The 19,076-nt window shown below is 51.1% G+C and carries 11 protein-coding genes, 1 rRNA gene and 3 riboswitches; all 12 genes read left to right on the plus strand.

The genetic code is table 11. From position 1 onward, the window contains the following. Positions 1-99 precede the first annotated feature (99 nt). Positions 100-1,458, plus strand: a complete 1,359-nt coding sequence (locus A3848_RS21350; RefSeq protein WP_074086855.1) for a DUF58 domain-containing protein — start codon at positions 100-102, stop codon at positions 1,456-1,458. Next, positions 1,427-4,075, plus strand: coding sequence for a transglutaminase-like domain-containing protein (locus A3848_RS21355; protein WP_074086856.1), 2,649 nt, complete (start codon positions 1,427-1,429; stop codon positions 4,073-4,075). Before A3848_RS21350 ends, A3848_RS21355 begins: the two co-directional genes overlap by 32 nt. Before the next feature lie 159 nt (positions 4,076-4,234). Beyond that, positions 4,235-5,773: a glutamine-hydrolyzing GMP synthase gene (gene guaA, locus A3848_RS21360; RefSeq protein ID WP_074086857.1), complete on the plus strand. Its 1,539-nt coding sequence runs from the start codon at positions 4,235-4,237 to the stop codon at positions 5,771-5,773. A 222-nt stretch (positions 5,774-5,995) separates the two neighbouring features. Then, positions 5,996-6,934 (plus strand): NADP-dependent oxidoreductase, encoded by a 939-nt coding sequence (locus tag A3848_RS21365; RefSeq protein ID WP_074086858.1) that lies wholly within the window; start codon positions 5,996-5,998, stop codon positions 6,932-6,934. A 453-nt stretch (positions 6,935-7,387) separates the two neighbouring features. Then, positions 7,388-7,487: riboswitch (purine riboswitch) on the plus strand. Positions 7,488-7,667: 180 nt separating this feature from the next. Then, positions 7,668-9,068 carry an NCS2 family permease gene (locus tag A3848_RS21370; protein WP_074086859.1) on the plus strand — a complete coding sequence of 467 codons (1,401 nt, stop codon included), beginning with the start codon at positions 7,668-7,670 and terminating at the stop codon, positions 9,066-9,068. Positions 9,069-9,188: 120 nt separating this feature from the next. Next, positions 9,189-11,222: a phospholipid carrier-dependent glycosyltransferase gene (locus A3848_RS21375; protein ID WP_074086860.1), complete on the plus strand. Its 2,034-nt coding sequence runs from the start codon at positions 9,189-9,191 to the stop codon at positions 11,220-11,222. After that, on the plus strand, positions 11,219-15,043 hold the full coding sequence (locus tag A3848_RS21380; protein WP_074086861.1) for a phospholipid carrier-dependent glycosyltransferase: 3,825 nt from the start codon (positions 11,219-11,221) through the stop codon (positions 15,041-15,043). Before A3848_RS21375 ends, A3848_RS21380 begins: the two co-directional genes overlap by 4 nt. A gap of 199 nt (positions 15,044-15,242) precedes the next feature. Next, positions 15,243-16,232, plus strand: a complete 990-nt coding sequence (locus A3848_RS21385; RefSeq protein ID WP_074086862.1) for a glycosyltransferase family 2 protein — start codon at positions 15,243-15,245, stop codon at positions 16,230-16,232. After that, positions 16,222-16,626, plus strand: coding sequence for a GtrA family protein (locus A3848_RS21390; protein ID WP_074086863.1), 405 nt, complete (start codon positions 16,222-16,224; stop codon positions 16,624-16,626). Before A3848_RS21385 ends, A3848_RS21390 begins: the two co-directional genes overlap by 11 nt. A gap of 73 nt (positions 16,627-16,699) precedes the next feature. After that, positions 16,700-17,353 (plus strand): class D sortase, encoded by a 654-nt coding sequence (locus A3848_RS21395; RefSeq protein ID WP_083607064.1) that lies wholly within the window; start codon positions 16,700-16,702, stop codon positions 17,351-17,353. A 123-nt stretch (positions 17,354-17,476) separates the two neighbouring features. Further along, a riboswitch (cyclic di-GMP riboswitch) is annotated at positions 17,477-17,558 on the plus strand. Positions 17,559-17,632: 74 nt separating this feature from the next. After that, a riboswitch (cyclic di-GMP riboswitch) is annotated at positions 17,633-17,714 on the plus strand. A 13-nt stretch (positions 17,715-17,727) separates the two neighbouring features. Continuing rightward, positions 17,728-18,537, plus strand: a complete 810-nt coding sequence (locus A3848_RS21400) for a transglutaminase-like domain-containing protein (protein WP_074086865.1) — start codon at positions 17,728-17,730, stop codon at positions 18,535-18,537. 373 nt (positions 18,538-18,910) lie between these two features. Beyond that, a 16S ribosomal RNA gene (locus tag A3848_RS21405) occupies positions 18,911-19,076 on the plus strand; the annotation flags it as partial.

A 19,076-nucleotide genomic window follows, 5' to 3' on the forward strand; every position in this document is an offset into this window, starting at 1 on the left:
CAGTATCAGGCTTCGAACCGCCATATTACCTAACCGGGATGGCAGTGGGGGCTAGTCTATGACCAAAGGAAGGGTAGTCCATTGTCCTCTTCATCCTTAATGGAACAGAAACCGCTTGAACGGAAGGATCAAAATAGCGTAAATCTTACCAGGAGCCTGCCTGCCCACTATGGCCGAAATGCCTTGGGAGAGTGGCTGAGAATGCTGGCGGTGGCTGCTGTCACTCTATCCCTGTATGTCTGGCGGGGAGGCGAGACGCTGTTGTTTCTCTTGACAGCCTGCGGAGTTCTTATGATAGGCGGGCTGCTGCTGAAGCTCCTGGGCCCGCATCAGGTGACCGTTACGAGAAGTCTGTCCCGTGTCAGCTTGGCAGCCGGGGATACGCTGACCGTGGAAGTGCAGGTCAGCTTCAGATCAAGCATTCCACTGCCGTGGATGGTTATAGCCGACCACTGGAGCCAAGGACAACACCAGGAATTGCTTTTTCCGGGGTTCCGGCGCTCCCTGACTTATAGCTATCCGCTGGAGGAAGTACAGAGGGGTGTACACCGGCTTCACGGAAGCAGTGTAAGCTGGGGAGATATGCTCGGCTTATTCACTGGCGGCTGCCAGTCAGGTTGCGGAGACAGCTTCAAGGTCCGTCCGAGACCTTTGTATATAGGCGGAGCGGCGCTTTATAGCGGTATGAAGGCAGGAGACGTGGCACTTAGCAGGAGTACCCGGAATTTCAGCGCTGAAGCTGGTGAAATCCGCGAGTATGCACCAGGAGATCCGCTCAGCCGTATCCACTGGAAGAACAGTGCCCGCAAGGGAACGCTGCAGAGCCGTGTGCCGGAGCGGGAGGAAGGACGCATGTCCTGCATCGTTCTTGCCAACACTCCAGGAGAATATCAAATTCCATACGGGGCTTTGACCCCGCGGGGGCAACGCAGTGCTGCACCCGATGCATTTGAGCAGGCGGTTTCGGCCGCCATGGGTCTTTTGCTGGCCGCTGAGCAGACTGGTTCATATGTGCAGCTCTTCAGCGGCGGATGGCCTGAGGGTATGGCAAGACATGAAGGACTCGGGCAAATCCCGTCCAGAGTCCAGGATATGCTCACCGAAATTGCCCCCGATGGCGGGCGTTCTCTAAGCACTCTGCTGGAGGATGCCTCGAAGGGCTGGATTCCCGGGATGACCGTTGCCGTCATTACAGGCCGGCTGGAGGAAGAATCCGCCCGTTCCCTTGCCCGTTTTCTGGTGCAGGGTGTGAAGGTTGAACTGTATTATGTCTGGGATCAACCCGCTCCGGAGCCGGCAGGTGGTATTGAGAAGAATTCATGGAGCCCTGCTTCAACGGTCGGCGCCAGCCTGACCAGACTCGGAGCCAATGTATACTGCCTCAGAGACAGTTGCCCGTCAAACGGATACAAGGGGGTCGGAAACCATGGATTCCAGGAGAAGTCAACACTTTGGTAGCATCCAACCGGATTCAGCAGGAGCGATCGCAGGGCTATTAGGCCTGTGGAAGAAACGCCTGGAGCAGAGGAGCGGTACAAGCCCTGCCTCGACCGCCCGGGACCCTTTGGAGAACAGTCAAGCTGATTACAGGGACGGCAGTCCTCTGCATTATCGGCTGCTGTTCTCTTTGGCTATTATGGGCTTGTTCATGGAATGGCTGCTCCCGCTACTCCGGTCTGCCGTCGAGCCGGATACACAGCGGCTGCTGTACACGCTCATGTTCTCCGCGGCAGCATTGCTGCTGTGGGGAAGCCTTCGGCTTCCTAATTTTCTGCTGTATGCGGTTCAATTCATAATGATGTTCATGACCTGGTTCTATATATGTGCCGCCAACGAAGGGGGACGCTGGCTGGGCACGTATGCTGCCGGGTTTCCGGAGGATGTGGCTTTACTTTTTTCAGGACATCTCTCGGCGCTTAGCGGGAATAGCCGCTTGCTGATTCTGGTGCTGGGCTGGGGACTGCTGGTCTGCTCCGTACAGCAGCTGGCGCTATACAGAGGCAGTACGTCGCTTTTTACTCTCGTGACCTTGGTGTATCTTCTTGCACTGGATATGGGCTTCACGGTCAGAACAACCGGAGATATTATAGTTGCCGTGGGGCTGATTCTATGGATGCAGGCTTTGAACAGTCTGCTCCGGCTAAGAGAGCGCACCGGGAGTGCTTCACTTCCTTATACACGCTGGGGAGTGGCGGCCCTGGGTGCTGCTTTAGTGATAATAACAGGGGCCTGGACCGGGGGGCAGTTGTACGGAGCACGTCCGGGAGGGCCAATCACCTTCCAGCCGGTGATGACCATGATGCAGAACTGGGCGTCAGAGCAAATGAAGGAGTCCTACCAAAAGCAACAGGCCCTGTCAGGGAACACAGGCTACAGTTCAAGTGACGCAGAGCTAGGGGCTCCGCTGTCATCCAGTACGCAAGCTGTGTTTAGTGTGTTTGCCTCTCAGCCCTCGTACTGGCGCGGGGAGAGTATAGCTTATTATGACGGGAGACGCTGGATCAGGGACGGAGCGGCATTTCTGCCGGTCAGTCTGACAGGGCTGCCTGTATTCAAACAGGAGCTATCCGGAGATGCAGGGGGGAGCCGCAGACTTGTTCAGCGCGTTCAATTCGCGGTTCCTTCTGCGGGTGGACTTCCGCTGTTCGGTGCCGGAACGGTAACGGATATCCGGGGCGTGATCCTTGAAGACGGGAGCCGGCTTGGCTATGTGCTTGCAAATCCGGAGAAAACCCGCTTCCGGCTCCCCGAAGCGGGCGGCACGGTCAGAGTTGCAGAATACACTGTAGACTCTTTGCTCCCGGAGAGTAACCCCGATGTACTGGCGGCTTCTTCCGGAATGGACCCTCTGTCTGTCCGCGATGAGTATCTGCAGCTTCCCGCGCTGCTGCCTGAACGGGTCAGCAAGCTGGCTGCACAGCTCACAGCTTCAGCGGGTAACCGGTATGAAGCTGTCACCGCTGTGCGGGATTATCTGCAAAGCGGATTCACTTATACGCTGAAGACCCGGGTGCCGCCCACCGGGTCTGATTTCGCGGATGATTTCCTCTTCGTCACGAAGCAGGGCTATTGCGTGCATTTCGCAACAGCGATGACCGTATTGCTTCGGAGCTCCGGTATACCGGCCCGTTATGTCCAGGGCTACGGGACGGGTACGCTGGCGCCGGGCTCCGTGCCGCCGCGTTATGACGTCACCCAGGGCGATGCCCACGCCTGGGTGGAGGTCTACTTTCCCGGCACGGGCTGGGTCCCGTTCGACCCCACGCCCGCTGCCACTCTCGCCGCTGCCGGAGGCCTCGCGGCAGACCCCCCGGCGGCTGCATCCGCGCCGCCGGGAACCCCCGCGTCCGCTGCGCGCGGCGCGGACGTTCTGCCCGCCCTGCCGCAGGCGGGCGGGAACCCGCCAGCGCCGGCAGCAGCGGCGCTGGTGGGGCTGGCCGCCGCCTGGCGCTGGCGGCGCAGCCTGGCCCTGCTGCCAGCGGCACGGCGCGCCGGCAGGGTGAGCCGCCAGCGGCAGCTGCGCGCTGCCGCTCTGGCCTGGCGCGGGCTGGCGGTGCGGTATGGACCGCCGCCGCCCGGGGTGACCGCCAGGGAGTACGTCGCCTCCCTGGCCATTGAGGATGCGCGGCTGCGCGCCGCGCTCCGGCAGTTCATACGCCAGTGGGAAGCCCTGGCGTACAGCTGCCCCGCCGCGTCAGCGCAGGTGCAGCTACCCATCCCGGCTGTCCCGCCGTCCCGCACAGCGGCGTTGCTCCCGGCTGTCCCGCCGCTCCGCACAGCGGCGTCGCTCCCGGCTGTCCCGCCGCTCCGCACAGCGGCGTCGCTCCCGGCTGTCCCGCCGCTCCGCACAGCATCGTCGCTCCCGGCAGTCCCGGCGCTCCGCACAGCGGCGTCGCTCCCGGCTGTCCCGGCGCTCCGCACAGCGTCGTCGCTCCCGGCCGTCCCGCTGCTCTGCTCAGCGGCTGACCTCAAGCACCAACGCCGCGCCGGGGCCGCAGCCGCCAGCAAAAAAGCCGCTGCCGAGGGCGCAGACTTTATCGGGAACTGTCTGACAATTACCTTTCGCCTGACTTAATGACATTTTGGCTCATCCCCTATACTGTGAACATCTGCCAAATTGTTGATATTTGCTTGCTGTACAAGGGCAAAACCATTGAATAAACGTGCCTTCCTTTCCTTGACGGTAAGAATTAACCATGAGTATAATGAATCCAATAATCAAGGGAGGCACGTAATGAACAAGCCAAATGAAATTATCGTCGTTCTCGATTTCGGGGGACAATACAATCAACTTATCGCGCGCAGAATTCGGGACCTGGGGGTATACAGCGAGCTTCTGCCGTACAATACGCCAATTGAGAAGATTAAGGCACTATCACCGAAGGGGATCATCTTCTCTGGTGGACCAAGCAGTGTTTATGCCGAGGATGCACCTCATGTAGATCCGGCTATTTATGATTTGGGCTTGCCGATTTTTGGTATCTGCTATGGTATGCAGCTTATGGCCCACCAGCAGGGCGGAAAGGTTGAACGTGCGGACAAGCGGGAATACGGCAAGGCCAACGTTGACTTTGAAATGGGGGCTGTACTTGCTACCGGACTGGATAGCGGTCAGACCGTTTGGATGAGCCATGGTGATCATGTGGTGGAGCTTCCGACCGGATTCAAGCTGGATGCCGGCACAGAGAGTGCACCGATTGCGGCAATGAGTCATGTTGACCGCAAATTCTTCGCTGTGCAATTCCATCCTGAAGTACGCCACTCCGTGAACGGGAATGAGATCATCTCGAACTTTTTGTACGAGGTTTGCGGCTGCGAAGGCAAATGGACGATGGAATCCTTTATTGAGGATGCTGTTAAGGATATCCAAGACAAAGTCGGCGACAAAAAAGTGCTCTGCGCCCTCAGCGGCGGTGTGGACTCCTCGGTGGTGGCGATGCTGATTCACCGGGCGATCGGCGACCAGCTGACCTGTATGTTTATCGACCACGGCCTCCTGCGGAAAGGTGAAGCAGAGAGTGTCATGGAAACCTTTGTCGGCAAATTCGATATCCATGTGGTGAAGATCGATGCGCGCGATCGTTTTCTGGGCAAGCTGGCAGGTGTCTCCGATCCCGAACAGAAACGTAAAATCATCGGTAACGAATTCATCTACTGCTTCGACGAAGAATCGGCCAAGCTGGGTGACTTCTCCTTCCTTGCCCAAGGTACGCTGTACACCGATATTGTAGAGAGTGGAACGGCAACGGCGCAAACCATCAAATCGCATCACAATGTCGGCGGACTGCCGGAAGATATGAAGTTCAGTCTGATCGAGCCATTGAATACGCTATTCAAGGACGAGGTGCGCAAGCTGGGCGAAGAGCTGGGAATGCCGCATGCCATTGTCTGGCGTCAGCCTTTCCCGGGTCCAGGACTTGCTATCCGTGTGCTTGGCGAAGTGACCGAGGAGAAGCTGACCATTGTGCGCGATTCCGATTACATCCTGCGTGAGGAAATTGCCAAAGCCGGTCTCGACCGCGAAATCTGGCAGTATTTCACCGCATTGCCTAACATGAAGAGTGTAGGCGTTATGGGTGACGAACGTACCTACTCCTACACTGTAGGTATTCGCGCAGTAACCTCCATCGACGGCATGACGGCCGACTGGGCACGTATCCCTTGGGATGTGCTGGAGAAGATCTCCGTCCGTATCGTCAACGAAGTGGACAACGTCAACCGCATCGTCTACGATATTACCTCGAAACCGCCTGCAACGATTGAATGGGAGTAGGCTTGAATTCCAATACTGCATCTCAACCTTCACATCCACGATTGCCGTGGATGTGAAGGTTTTTTGTTCCTGTAATTTTTGAGAAATGGATGTTGCCTCCATCAGAGGACAGCGAAGCCGTTTCTTTTTATTTGAATGCTATGGAAATTGTTTGGTCATTTGCATTTTTTGTGTAATGAGATGGATAATACTGTTGAAGCGTGTATTTAAGGAGGAGAAGCAATGAGAGCCATCGTCATCGATCGTTATGGGGGCAAGGAAGAACTTCAGGAAAGAGAAGTGCCGAGCCCTGCTCCGCAAGCGCATCAAGTCGTAGTCAAAGTGGCCGCCACCTCGATCAATCCGATTGACTGGAAGCTGCGGGAAGGTTACTTGAAACAAATGATGGATTGGGAGTTTCCGATTATTTTAGGGTGGGATGTTGCCGGGACGATTTCAGAAATCGGCAGCGGGGTAACGGATTGGAAAGTGGGGGATGAAGTGTTTGCACGCCCGGAAACGACCCGCTTTGGCACATATGCTGAATACACTTTGGTGGATGATCACCTGCTGGCACGCAAGCCTGGCAACATCTCATGGGAAGAAGCCGCATCGGTTCCGCTCGCAGGCCTGACGGCTTGGCAGGCGCTTTTTACCCATGGTGGACTGACTGCTGGAGAAAAGGTATTAATTCATGCTGGTGCAGGTGGCGTGGGTATGTTCGCGATCCAGTTTGCCAAACAAGCCGGAGCCTACGTGATTACGACAGCAAGTGAGCGTAATCACGAACTGCTTGCTTCACTCGGAGCTGATCAGATTATTGATTACCGTACGACCCGGTTTGTAGAGGTTTTATCCGACGTGGACCTTGTGTTCGACACGATGGGCGGGGACATACAGAAGGACAGCTTCCAAGTGTTGAAAAAACATACCGGGCGGATTATATCGATCGTCAGCAATTTTGATGAAGAGCTGGTGAGGGAGTTTGACGTAACCGCAAAAAATATATGGCTGGAGCCCAATGGCCAGCAGCTTCAGGAAATTGCCGGCCTTTTGGAGCAGGGGAAGGTAAGGTCAGTGGTCGGTGCAACGTTTCCTTTTTCGCAAAAGGGACTGTATGATGCCCACGCATTAAGCGAGACCCACCATGCTGTTGGTAAAATAGCCATATCTTTTTCTTAAAGAAAGTCCATTGGCAAGCAAGGTTGGCCCATGGTGTAATGAAAGAAATCGCTCCTTTTGGGATGGTTGGTGGTACAACCATTTTACCAAAATGGGCGATTTCTTTTTTTATTTATTAGGATGAATGAGGCAATTTCCGCTTAAACAGCAGAGCGTCCACCCAAGCGATAATAAACTTCTTACTCCAAGACTAGGAGGTGTCCCGAGCAACCATTTCATTTTGCGACACCCCCTGCTACTTCTGCTAAACGAAGGGATACCCTCTCCTTGACAAGGACAAGCTAGACGAAGGGATTAGAAATTACACCGTAGAGCTGCTCAAGCTGCTTAATTACAGCTACAAGTAAGTGTGCCGCGACAAATGTCTGAATTACGAACAATATTTAAAACCTTGCCCATAATGTTCGTATTTACCATTGACAAGTGATGTCATGTACACCTAAAATAATAAAGCGTTAGAGCAGCATAAATATTCGTATAATTCTGGGAATCGGCCCGGAAGTCTCTACGAGGTCACCGTAATGACCTGGCTACGATTAAGAAGAGCAAAGCCTTCACGATCCTTCGGATTTGAGTCCGATATTTCTCGCTGAAACGGTACCGTCCTTTGTATGGATGGCACAGTCGTTTTGGCTTGACAGGCGCGAAGCTGTTCTTTTTTCGGGCCGGTGTCTTCCAAGATGCCGGCTTTTCTGTTGCTTTCAGACAACATACACCTTAGGGGGAGAACAATTTGAACCGCTTTTTCAGGTTGAAAGAAAACGGCACCACAGTACGCACAGAGATTATGGCCGGTCTGACCACTTTTATGGCAATGGCGTATATTTTGTCGGTTAATCCGGGTACACTTACCGCCTTTGGTCGCATTGACATGGGATGGTATCCAGTATTTCTGGCAACCGCTCTGGCAGCGGGGATCTTCACCATTGCGATGGGGCTGTTTATTAATTTTCCGGTAGCTTTGGCACCTGGTATGGGCCTTAATGCATATTTTGCATCCGTAGTTTTATCCTCACAGACCACTGATCATCCTTTTTCCTGGCAAATGGGTCTGACCGCCGTATTTATTTCCGGTATTATCTTCATCCTGCTTACGGTCACTCAGATCCGGCAAATTCTACTTACCGCCATTCCTGACAGTTTGAAGCATGCTATTACTGTTGGTATCGGCTTATTTATTACCATTATCGGCCTGAAGAACAGCGGACTCATGACAATCGGCGTTGAAGCCGGCAAAGACATCGCCGCGAATAAGTTCACTGATGTGCTTTCCTTTGAGACGGTTATTCATATGGGCAGCCTGGAGAACTCCAATGTTCAACTGGTTATCATCGGCCTCTTATTGATTTCCATCCTGATGGTGTTGAATGTGCGCGGTGCAATCCTGTTCGGGATTCTGGGAACAACAGTAGCCGCTATTCTCATGGGCGTTGTTGATTTCAGCAGCCTGTCGAGCACTGACAATCACTGGGTTCCTGATTTCTCGCAGCTCAACTTCTGGCAATTTGACTGGGAAGGCATTATGCACACAGGTATCGTATCCGCGATTGCCACCTTTACTTTCGTAGAATTGTTTGATACCTTTGGTACGCTTGTCGGGACGGCTCAGCGTGCAGGAATTATGAAGGACCCTGAAGAAGGCAAGAAACGTGTCGGAAAAGCGATGTTCGTTGATGCAGTCGCTGTTGCCGGCGGTGCGGTGCTGGGTACTTCCACCACTACCGCTTACGTTGAAAGTGCTGCCGGGGTTGCTGAAGGCGGACGTACAGGTCTGACTGCCGTTACAACAGGTATCTGCTTCCTGCTTGCACTGTTCCTGGCTCCAGTTGTGGCGCTTATCCCTGGCCCCGCTACTGCGGCTGCACTGATTATTGTTGGTGTGCTGATGGCTCAATCCATCCGCGAAATCGATTTTCAGGATATGGTGCTGGCGATTCCAGCCTTCCTGACCTTCGTAATTATGCCTTTCACTTACAATATCGCGAACGGGATCTCCTTCGGAATTGTTACGTACGTTATTCTGGCCTGTGTAGCCAACCTGGCCGGCAAAAAGAAATACGACATCCACTGGATGATGTGGGTGCTCGCTGTTCTGATCGTACTGCGTTACCTTATGATCGGCAGCCAGGGCTAAGTTAAGTATATATAATCCGGCATATGCAGATTTATGTTTTTGCGGTCCCTTCTATTGAAGAAGGGGCCGTTTTCTAATATTGGAGAGTAACTTCGGTACAACCTCTGCTGCGGTCTTTTCTTGAGCCGGCATTTCGATTATATTGTTGAAGAGGTGATCCTATTGTCCGGTTTTTTCCAAAAGGTATATCGGTCCTGCAAAGACAATCCGTGGCCGCTTGTACTGTTTATACTGGGTGCCATTGTCAGAACGGTTTATCTCGGCTCCATTCCCTCAGGACTTAACCAGGATGAGGCGTCCATTGGTTATGATGCTTACGCGATCCTTCATTATGGGATTGACCGCAATGGTGTCCATCTTCCCGTTCACCTCATCGCCTGGGGCAGCGGGCAGAATGCATTGTATGCTTATTTATCCATGCCTTTCATTGGGCTCTTTGGATTGACACCGCTGTCGGTAAGGGCGCTTAGTTTGGTGATGGGCCTTTTAGGCATGATTTTTTTCTATTTATGTATGAAGAGACTGTTTCCATCCAGAGCTGCAGGCATTATCGCCATGTTCTTTATCGCCATCAACCCCTGGCATATTATGATGTCCAGATGGGCGCTTGAATCGAACTTGTTCCCTACCTTGATCCTGATTGCCGTCTATTGCCTGCTGAGATCATTTCAGAATCCTAAATGGACTTACAGCTTCACCGTTATCCTGGCTATCTCGCTGTATGCATACGGTACAGCCTACTTTTTTGTGCCGGTATTTGCTATCTGTGCGGCATTTCTTCTATTGTATAGTAGAGCCATGAAATTCCGGATGTTAGGCTGGAACAGTATTCTATTTGTGCTCCTTGCTGTGCCTATACTATTATTTATAGTAATTAATCATTATGGGCTTCAAGAGATTGGAATGAAGCTCTTCACGATTCCCAAATTAACGATGCCCCGGGTGGAGCAGATTTCCTCTGTATTCAGCGGACAGCTCCTGCAGACGGCATCCGGTAACTTCAGTTCATTTCTCCAGCTTATGCGCAGCGGAAGTGACGGGCTGCCCTGGAATTCCATATCTCCATACGGTTATGCTTATCCGATTGCGCTGCCCTTTGCTCTGCTTGGGCTTATCGTCCTGGTCTATGAGTTCTTCCGTCGCGGACGCGAAGGGCTTGTGCATATCGTCGTGCTGCTCTGGCTGGGCATTGCCGTACTGATGGCCCTGATCACAGATGTGAATATCAACCGGATTAATATTATTTTCTACCCGTTGATTATGCTGGTTGCTGCAGCTGTATTCTGGCTATATCAGAAACTTAAGCCTGCCGGTATAGTAGCAATTTTAGCATTTGCTGTAATGTTCGGCTTTTTTACAAATACTTATTTTCGTGAGTTCCCCAAGAACATCGGTCCAGCCTTTTATGACTCATTGGGGGAGGCTATCCAATATGCTTCAGAAGCAACCAGCGGCAGTGTCTATGTCACGGATAAGGTCAACATGCCCTATATCTATGTGCTCTTTTATGAAAAGATCAATCCGCATGACTTTCTGGATTCCGTCAAATACATCAATCCCGGAGATGCCTTTCAGAGGGTCGCTTCGTTTGGCCGGTACAAATTTGGCGCGCCAGACATGCAGCCGGGGCAGAAGGCATATGTCTACAGGAATAATGAGCCTGTGCCTGCTGTGAATGGAGGCTACACGATTACGCGGTTCACGAATTACAGTGTGCTTATTTATAACCATACGGAAGGTATGAATGCTGCTGATGTAGAAGGAGTGCAAGCAGAGGTTCCTAATGGAGGATTTGAAGAGGGGGCCGCAAGCTGGGACTTTTCAGCGGGGACAGGTGTTGCGCACAATAATCCTTACTCGGGTGCAAGCCATGCTTACCTGAATATAGGTTCTGACAAAAGCATCCTGCAGACCTTTGCCGCAAAGACAGGTATCTACAAGTTAGCCGCCATGGTAAGCGCCGGAGGTTCCGGAGGAAGGATCGGTATTCGGGTAGATGGCGCTGTACGTGCGGAAACTGAACTGACTGCAGGGGATGAATATCACTCTGTTGTACTTCCGGATGCTTCCCTTAAGCAAGGCGAGCAGGCGGAGATCTACATAACCGGCGGGAACGGCTGGATTAACATTGACGAGGTGAGGTTGGAACGATGATCAAGAGTACACGCGCGGCCGCAATGATGCTTTTAATGCTGTTATTGTTCATTCTCCCTGTAACAAGCATTCATGCAGCGGGCAATTTATTGCAGAATCCGGGCTTCGAGGATGGAGAAGAGGGTGCTCCTTCGGGCTGGACCAAGGATATGTGGATCGCGGGGGACAACTCCGGGCTGCTCTCAGTGCAGTCTGAGGATGTCCATTCCGGAAGCAAGGCAGCAGTTATTGAGAATCTGGAGCCCAATCACCTCAAATGGGTGCAGACGATTGCTGTTTCGGCTAACAGCTACTATAAGATCTCCGGTTATGTCAAAATCGTCAGCACCGCAGGCGAGGGCCTTGGTGCGAACATTTTTCCGGTAGGCATCGGAGGCGGTTACCCCGCTACCAAGGATACGGCTGGAGATTGGCAGTATCTTGAATTCTACGGCCAAACGGGCCCTGGGCAAAAAGAGCTGGGCATCGGTGCGGCCCTCGGCGGCTATGCCAGTCTGATTCAAGGTAAGGCTTACTTTGATGATCTGTCAGTAGAGCAGGTAGATGCCGCTCCTGGAGGGGCCAGTGTCATCTCGCTTGACAGCGGAGCGGCGGCAGCCCAGAACGGAAGCAGCAAAGCTGCTGAGACACCGCACAAAGTATCGCCTGCCAAGCTTCTTTTACTATCGGCGGTATTTAGCGTCTTTTTCGCTTTCTTCTATAATAGGGCATTCCGCAGTGACCGGCTTCTGAAGCAGCCGGATGCTATCTATACCAGATGGCTCTATGTTGTCTTCGGCGCAGCATTGATCCTGCGGGTCTGGATCGGATTGACCGCACAAGGATATCAAAATGACATGAATACCTTCATCGCCTGGGGGCAGCGTCTTGTGGACCTGGGGCCAGGAAAGTTTTATGAAAAGGGGTATTTTGCTGATTATCCTCCTGGATATTTGTACATATTGTATGTGCTTAGCCTCATTCGCGGGCTGTTCGGATTTGCACATGGCTCCGGAGGAGAGAATCTGCTCTTTAAGCTGCCGGCAATCATCTCCGACTTGGTACTGGGCTGGCTGATCTACCGCGCAGGCCTCAAGAAGCTTGGCTCTGGTGTGGCTATCGGCCTGATGTTGCTGTTCCTGTTCAATCCGGCTGTACTGATGGATTCTGCTGCTTGGGGGCAAGCGGACTCGTTCTTTTTAGTGTTCCTGCTGCTCAGTATTCTGGCTGCCTCGGAACAAGGATTTGTGCGTTCGGCTATCTTTTTTGCTCTGGCCACGCTGATTAAACCACAGGCCCTAATATTCACGCCTGTTCTGCTGCTTGCTTTCTATCATCACCGTGCGTGGAAGCAGCTGGCGGTCGGCGCCCTTTACGGTCTTGGCATCTTTGCCGTTCTGGCCGCTCCATTCTTCTGGAATAATGGCGGACTCGGAGGACTTATTGACCTTTATAAGGGAACCTTATCCTCCTATCCTTATTCCACGGTGAATGCCTTTAATCTATATGCGCTGACCGACCCGATGTGGGCTTCGATTGATTCCATGTGGCTTGGGATTACCTACCGTGCCTGGGGGTTTATTTTCATTCTGGCGGCCGTTGCCCTTGCAGCGTATTACTCTTTCATAAAAGACCGCAAAGACCTGTCGAAGTCCTTCTTCATTGGTATGGTTCTGATCATAGTCGTGTTCGTGTTCGGTACCAAAATGCATGAACGTTACATGTACCCGGCTTTGATCCTTTGTTTATTCACCTATATTGAGAGCCGTGACCGGCGGTTCTTGACGCTGTTCCTCGGCTTTACTTTGACACAGTATCTTAATGTAGGGTATACATTGGCTCATCTGAACGCCGGCAATAACCCGCCCTCAGACGGGATTGTGCTGGTGACTGCAATTGCCAATATCGCTTTGGCGTTATATATGCTGTATGTAGGCTATTCCGTATATGTCCGTAAAAACATCAAAGAGCTCGCGTCACCGGCCACTCCATCAGAGAAGTATGATGCCGATATGGAACTCGCTGAGGGAATCCGTCCGCTGGTGAAGAGCGTTAGGGCCGGCAGGTTTAAGCTGCAGCGCAAAGACTGGATCTGGATGCTCGGCATTACCGCCGTATATGCGGCATTGGCCTTGTTTCATCTGGGCTCTACCAAAGCCCCGGAAACCCTGTGGGAACCGGCAGCCAGCGGCCAGAGTTTTTATGTAGATCTTGGCCAGAGCAGGCAGTTGGAACGTGTGAATATATTCGGCGGTGTCGGAACCGGCAAATTCAAGCTGGAGTTCAGCGAGTCGCCGGATGTCTGGAACAGCCCACTGGACGTCAACGAAGATGTCGGTAATGTATTTATTTGGAAAAGCCAGCCTTTGAACGTAGCGGCAAGATATGTGAAACTGACCGTCACATCGCCAGGCTTCACTTTGAACGAGATGGCCTTTTATGAACAAGGAGGAGGCAAAATACCGCTTCCGGTAGCAAGCATTACACCTGATGGCGCTGCTGCCAAGAGAGGCCAGCCGTCCAACCTGTTTGACGAACAGTCGATTATTCCGGAAAACTCCGGGTTCATGAACAGCACCTACTTTGATGAAATCTATCATGCCCGTACGGCCTATGAGTATGCCCATGGTATTGTTCCGTATGAGAATACCCACCCGCCGCTTGGCAAGCTGCTGATCTCGGTCGGCATGGAGCTGTTCGGCGTCAATCCGTTTGGCTGGCGGATCATCGGTACCCTCTTTGGGATCGCAATGCTGCCGCTGATCTATATAATGGCCCTGAGGCTCTTCAAAAAGAGTCTCTACGCCGCACTTGCCGCCGGACTGTTCGCACTCGATTTCATGCACTTCACCCAGACGCGCATCTCAACGATCGATGTCTACGGCGTATTCTTCATTATGCTGATGTTCTATTTCATGCAGAGGTATTTCACAATGAATTTCTATCGTGTACCACTGCGCCGGACGCTGGTCCCCCTATTCTGGTCGGGTCTGTTCTTCGGAATCGGCGTTGCCTCCAAATGGATCGTAATCTATGGAGGAGCCGGGCTTGCTATTATGCTGGCGCTTGGCTTATTTGAACGCTATAGAGAATACAAGGCGGCGGGACGTTTGCTGTCTGAAGGCATAGTGGGGGATCAGGAGCTGAAAGCCGCTTGCCACACTGCTGCCGGATCATTCTGGAAGAATACTATCATTACCCTGCTTAGCTGTCTGTTGTTCTTTGTAATTATTCCTGGCATCATCTATAGCCTGTCCTTTATCCCTGTACTGTCCGTCTCAGCGGATGGCTATACCTTCAAAGGCCTGATCCAAGCTCAGAAGAATATGTATGATTACCACAGCCAGCTTGTTGCCACTCATCCGTTCGCTTCTTCCTGGTGGGAGTGGCCGTTTATGAAACGGCCGGTATGGTTCTTCAGTGGGGGAGAAGGCCTGCCCGAAGGCCAGGTCAGCAGTATTGTCACGATGGGGAATCCGCTGATCTGGTGGACCGGAGTCTTTGCTATGCTGGCTGCGGTCTGGTTTACAGTGAAGCGCAGGGACAAGAACCTGTACATGATCTGGATCGGGTTCTTCTCGCAGTATGTACCGTGGATGCTGGTGCCGCGTGAGACATTCCTTTACCACTATTTTGCGATGGTGCCATTCATGATTCTTGCCATTGTATATATCATGAAGCTGCTCGACAGCAAATATCCCGAAGCCCGCTACATGCGTTATGCCTATGTGGCCGGAGCCGCACTGCTCTTTGTATTGTTTTATCCCGTACTGTCAGGTATGCAGGTCAGTAAAGACTATGTGGACGTTATGCTGCGCTGGTTCCCTTCTTGGGTATTCTAGTGGACTCGCAATGCTTGTGAGGCAACTGTATATCTTTTGATTTATGTAGTAAATAACTAGGCATATGCTTCTATGGCGGTGTTGTATGGAGCCGATCTGGAAGCATATGCTGATACAACTAAGCGTGTGCTTACAAAACCTGTTTTACTTATAAAAGGATCTGAAGTAATGCTTCATAAAATTCTGAGGAGGAACAAAGGTGAAAGCCAGATACAGTGTAATTGTCCCCATGTTCAATGAGGAGGAAGTCATTCAGCATACGTATGAGCGTCTCAAAAAGGTTATGGACGGTTGCGGCGATTCCTACGAGCTGGTCTTCGTCAACGACGGAAGCCGGGACCGTACAGCCGAGATTATGCGCGGGGTCAGCCGTCAAGATGAGCATGTCAAGCTGATCGATTTCTCACGCAACTTCGGCCACCAGGTAGCGATCACGGCGGGGATGGATTATGCTGAAGGCGAGGCGGTCGTTGTTATTGATGCGGATCTCCAGGACCCGCCGGAGGTCATTTTGCAGATGATCGCGAAGTGGAAAGAGGGCTATGATGTTGTTTATGCCAAGCGGCTCAAACGCCACGGAGAGACTTTTTTCAAAAAAGCAACTGCGAAGATCTTCTATCGTTTGCTGAGCAGCATGACGAGTGTGGATATTCCTACAGATACAGGGGATTTCCGTTTGATTGACCGTAAAGTATGCGATGTGCTGCGTGGTCTGAAGGAGAAGAACCGTTATGTGCGCGGGTTGGTAAGCTGGGTGGGCTTCCGGCAGACCATGGTGGAATACATCCGTGAAGAGCGTTTTGCCGGCGAAACCAAATACCCCCTGAAGAAAATGATCCGGTTTGCGCTCGACGGCATCACCTCCTTTTCCCATAAGCCGCTGAAAATCGCCTCCTATGTTGGCTTTTTTCTTTCCTTCTCCAGCTTCCTTTATTTATTCTTTGTTTTATTCCAAAAGGTTTTCACTTCTTGGACCGTTCCGGGCTGGGCTTCTATCGTGGGCGTCAACCTGCTGTTTAACGGTATTGTGCTCATGCTGCTTGGTGTAATTGGTGAATATATCGGGCGGATTTATGATGAGTCCAAGGATAGACCGCTGTATATCGTGCGCGAGACTAAGGGCTATGGTGACGTTGATAGGGATGTAGAGCGCGCGGACATGCGGAAGGAAAGCGATTATGTTAAATAAAAAACTGAATGCAGGTTTTGTCCAGTTTTTGAAATTCAATGCAGTAGGCCTGCTGAATACATTGATTGATTTTGCCGTATTTACCCTGCTGCATTCGCTTGGAATGATGAATACACCGGCACAGATTATTTCATACAGTACCGGTACAGCCAACAGTTTCATATGGAATAAAAAAGTGACCTTTAAGGACCACAACCGCGGGAATCAGGACGGATTTGACCGGATGCAGCTGGTTAGGTTTATTGTACTTAATCTCGTTGTGCTGGGCATTTCGGTGCTGCTTATGCATTTGCTGACAGACCGCTTCGGTCTTCAGGTGCTGATTGCCAAAGTGCTGGTTACCGGTGTAACCGTGATTATCAATTTTTTCGGAAGCCGGAAGTGGGTATTTTGAAAAGGCTCCTTCAAATGAGGGGACAGTCCTTTCTGCCAGGGGCTGCACAAACTAACTTACGGAGGTGATGTTCATGCGCAAGTTCTCTTATCTTATTATTCTTGCTGGGATTCTGATTATGCTGTACCCCAAAGCTAACGAGTGGTACAACGATTGGCAGCAGCAGAAGCTGCTGGAAGAAGCTGAACAGGCTTATAGTGAAAGTGCGCCTTCAACGTCTCCGGAGTCCGACCTGAGTAAGCAGTACGCCAGAGTCACGCAGCTTCTTGCAGACGAGTCTTCAGGGGATCAGGCGGAGGCGACGGAACCGCCATCCCCTGAAATTCGGTTGGGTGGGAAGATCACAGGCATCATCCAGATCGATAAAATCAATCTGAAGCTCCCTATCCTGGAGGGCGCCACCAAAGCCAATATGAAACATGCTGCCGCTCATATGCAAGAGACCGCTGCAATAGGACAGGTTGGCAATGCTGCGATTGCAGCACACAGATCAAGAACGGCCGGCCGGCTTTTTAACAGATTGAATGAAGTTGCGATCGGCGATACCATATCCGTACAGACGAGTGGGCATGATTACCGCTATGTAGTATACGATATCTCGATTGTTGAACCTACGGATGTTTCCGTCTTGAATGGCCGGGGTGATGACAAAATACTCACACTAATTACTTGTGATCCATTGGTTAACCCAACCCATCGCCTGATTATCCACGCTAAGATGTCCTAAATTCGACAAACCGTGATTTGAAAATTCCGTATTGTAAAAATTTTATCAGTAAATAGTGGGAATCTAGTGATTTAGATCTTGTATATAGAGATGAATATGGTAGTATATAACTATAAAAGCTAAGCACGATAACGGCAAACCTATCGAAAGGTAGGGACGCAAAGCTAAAGGGCCTTCCCTCTATGGATGGCAGCCAGCTACCGAATGAAGAGGCTTTTTTTGTTTAGTCTTAATATGAATCTAGCAGATCACTTTTAGAAGTGAGAACAGATAAAGCTTATACGATAACGGCAAACCTATCGAAAGGTAGGGACGCAAAGCTAAAGGGCCTTCCCTCTATGGATGGCAGCCAGCTACCGAAAGGGGTTTTATCCATGAAAAAGATATATTTTATGCTATTAACACTGTTCGTAGTCGCCACTTCCGTTCAATTAGGCTCGGCAGAAGCTGCAAGCACAGATACAGGCTGGTTAAATACATCGCAACTGGATCAAGGTGTAATCGCAGTGTCTTATGACGTACCTAAGGACAAACGCATTAAGCTGATGATCACCAAGGACAACAACAGCTATACTTACAATCTCTACGCTTCCAAGCCAACTGAAACATTCCCATTACAGCAAGGTAATGGCTCTTATAAGGTTTCAGTTTTGGAGAACACTACCGGCAATAAATACAAAGTTGTTTCTTCCGATACGATAGATCTTAGCTTGGATAATGCTAATGCCGTATATTTGAGCTCTGTACAGAATGTGAAGTGGAGTTCTTCCGATAAATCAGTTCTCAAAGCCGCCCAGTTGACACAGGGCCTAACCACCGACGAACAAAAGGTAAAAGCAATCTATAACTTCATCGTGTCCAATGTGAAATATGACTATACTCTGGCCTCTACGGTTACGACCGACTATATTCCGAACAATGATAATACACTCATCACCAAAAAAGGCATTTGCTACGATTATGCCTCATTGTTCGCAACCATGCTTCGCAGTCAAGGTATACCTGCTAAGCTGGTAATGGGGAACACAAGCTATGTGACTTCCTACCACGCTTGGAATGAAGTTTTGATTAACGGCGAGTGGGTAACTATTGATACTACAGTTGATGCGGGGCTGGGCAAGAGCAACCAAGCTACAGGATTGATCAAAGTAGCAAGCAAATATGCGGCAGCAAAGTTCTACTAATACGAGTAGAAGTGACTTTTATATAAGCTCGATTTGAAGATAACCCACTTAAAGATTAAGTGGGTTATCTTTCTTTATTAAAAGGGTTGCTTTTTCATATGACAATAGGGTATTATAAATAAGCGTTGTTGGAGCACTGCTAAGTAAATGCGAATGACTAAATAGGTGATTCAAAAAAGAGCTTGCATTACTCGGTCGAACGTGATATATTATAAGAGTTGCTGGTGACGAGTTAATCGCCGCCGACGACGAGCTTGATCTTTGAAAACTGAACAACGAGTGAGTGGGATTTCACGCAAGTGAGATCCAAAAATAGAGAATATTTTATTCTCGTCAGATGTTTCAAAATGAGCAATCGCTCTTTCTAAATACCAATTTGGAGAGTTTGATCCTGGCTCAGGACGAACGCTGGCGGCGTGCCTAATACATGCAAGTCGAGCGGAGCTTATCCTTCGGGATAAGCTTAGCGGCGGACGGGTGAGTAACACGTAGGCAACCTACCCTCTAGACTGGGATAACTACCGGAAACGGTAGCTAAT

It is taken from the genome of Paenibacillus sp. P32E, assembly GCF_001909085.1.
GTDB classification, from domain to species: Bacteria; Bacillota; Bacilli; order Paenibacillales; family Paenibacillaceae; genus Paenibacillus_AQ; species Paenibacillus_AQ helianthi.

What these genes read in the sequence shown, in the direction of transcription:
- A3848_RS21350 (WP_074086855.1), top strand. Translation starts at nt 100, where the DNA reads ATGGAACAGAAACCGCTTGAACGGAAGGATCAAAATAGCGTAAATCTT.
- A3848_RS21355 (WP_074086856.1), top strand. Translation starts at nt 1,427, where the DNA reads ATGGATTCCAGGAGAAGTCAACACTTTGGTAGCATCCAACCGGATTCA.
- guaA (WP_074086857.1), top strand. Translation starts at nt 4,235, where the DNA reads ATGAACAAGCCAAATGAAATTATCGTCGTTCTCGATTTCGGGGGACAA.
- A3848_RS21365 (WP_074086858.1), top strand. Translation starts at nt 5,996, where the DNA reads ATGAGAGCCATCGTCATCGATCGTTATGGGGGCAAGGAAGAACTTCAG.
- A3848_RS21380 (WP_074086861.1), top strand. Translation starts at nt 11,219, where the DNA reads ATGATCAAGAGTACACGCGCGGCCGCAATGATGCTTTTAATGCTGTTA.
- A3848_RS21390 (WP_074086863.1), top strand. Translation starts at nt 16,222, where the DNA reads ATGTTAAATAAAAAACTGAATGCAGGTTTTGTCCAGTTTTTGAAATTC.
- A3848_RS21395 (WP_083607064.1), top strand. Translation starts at nt 16,700, where the DNA reads ATGCGCAAGTTCTCTTATCTTATTATTCTTGCTGGGATTCTGATTATG.
- A3848_RS21400 (WP_074086865.1), top strand. Translation starts at nt 17,728, where the DNA reads ATGAAAAAGATATATTTTATGCTATTAACACTGTTCGTAGTCGCCACT.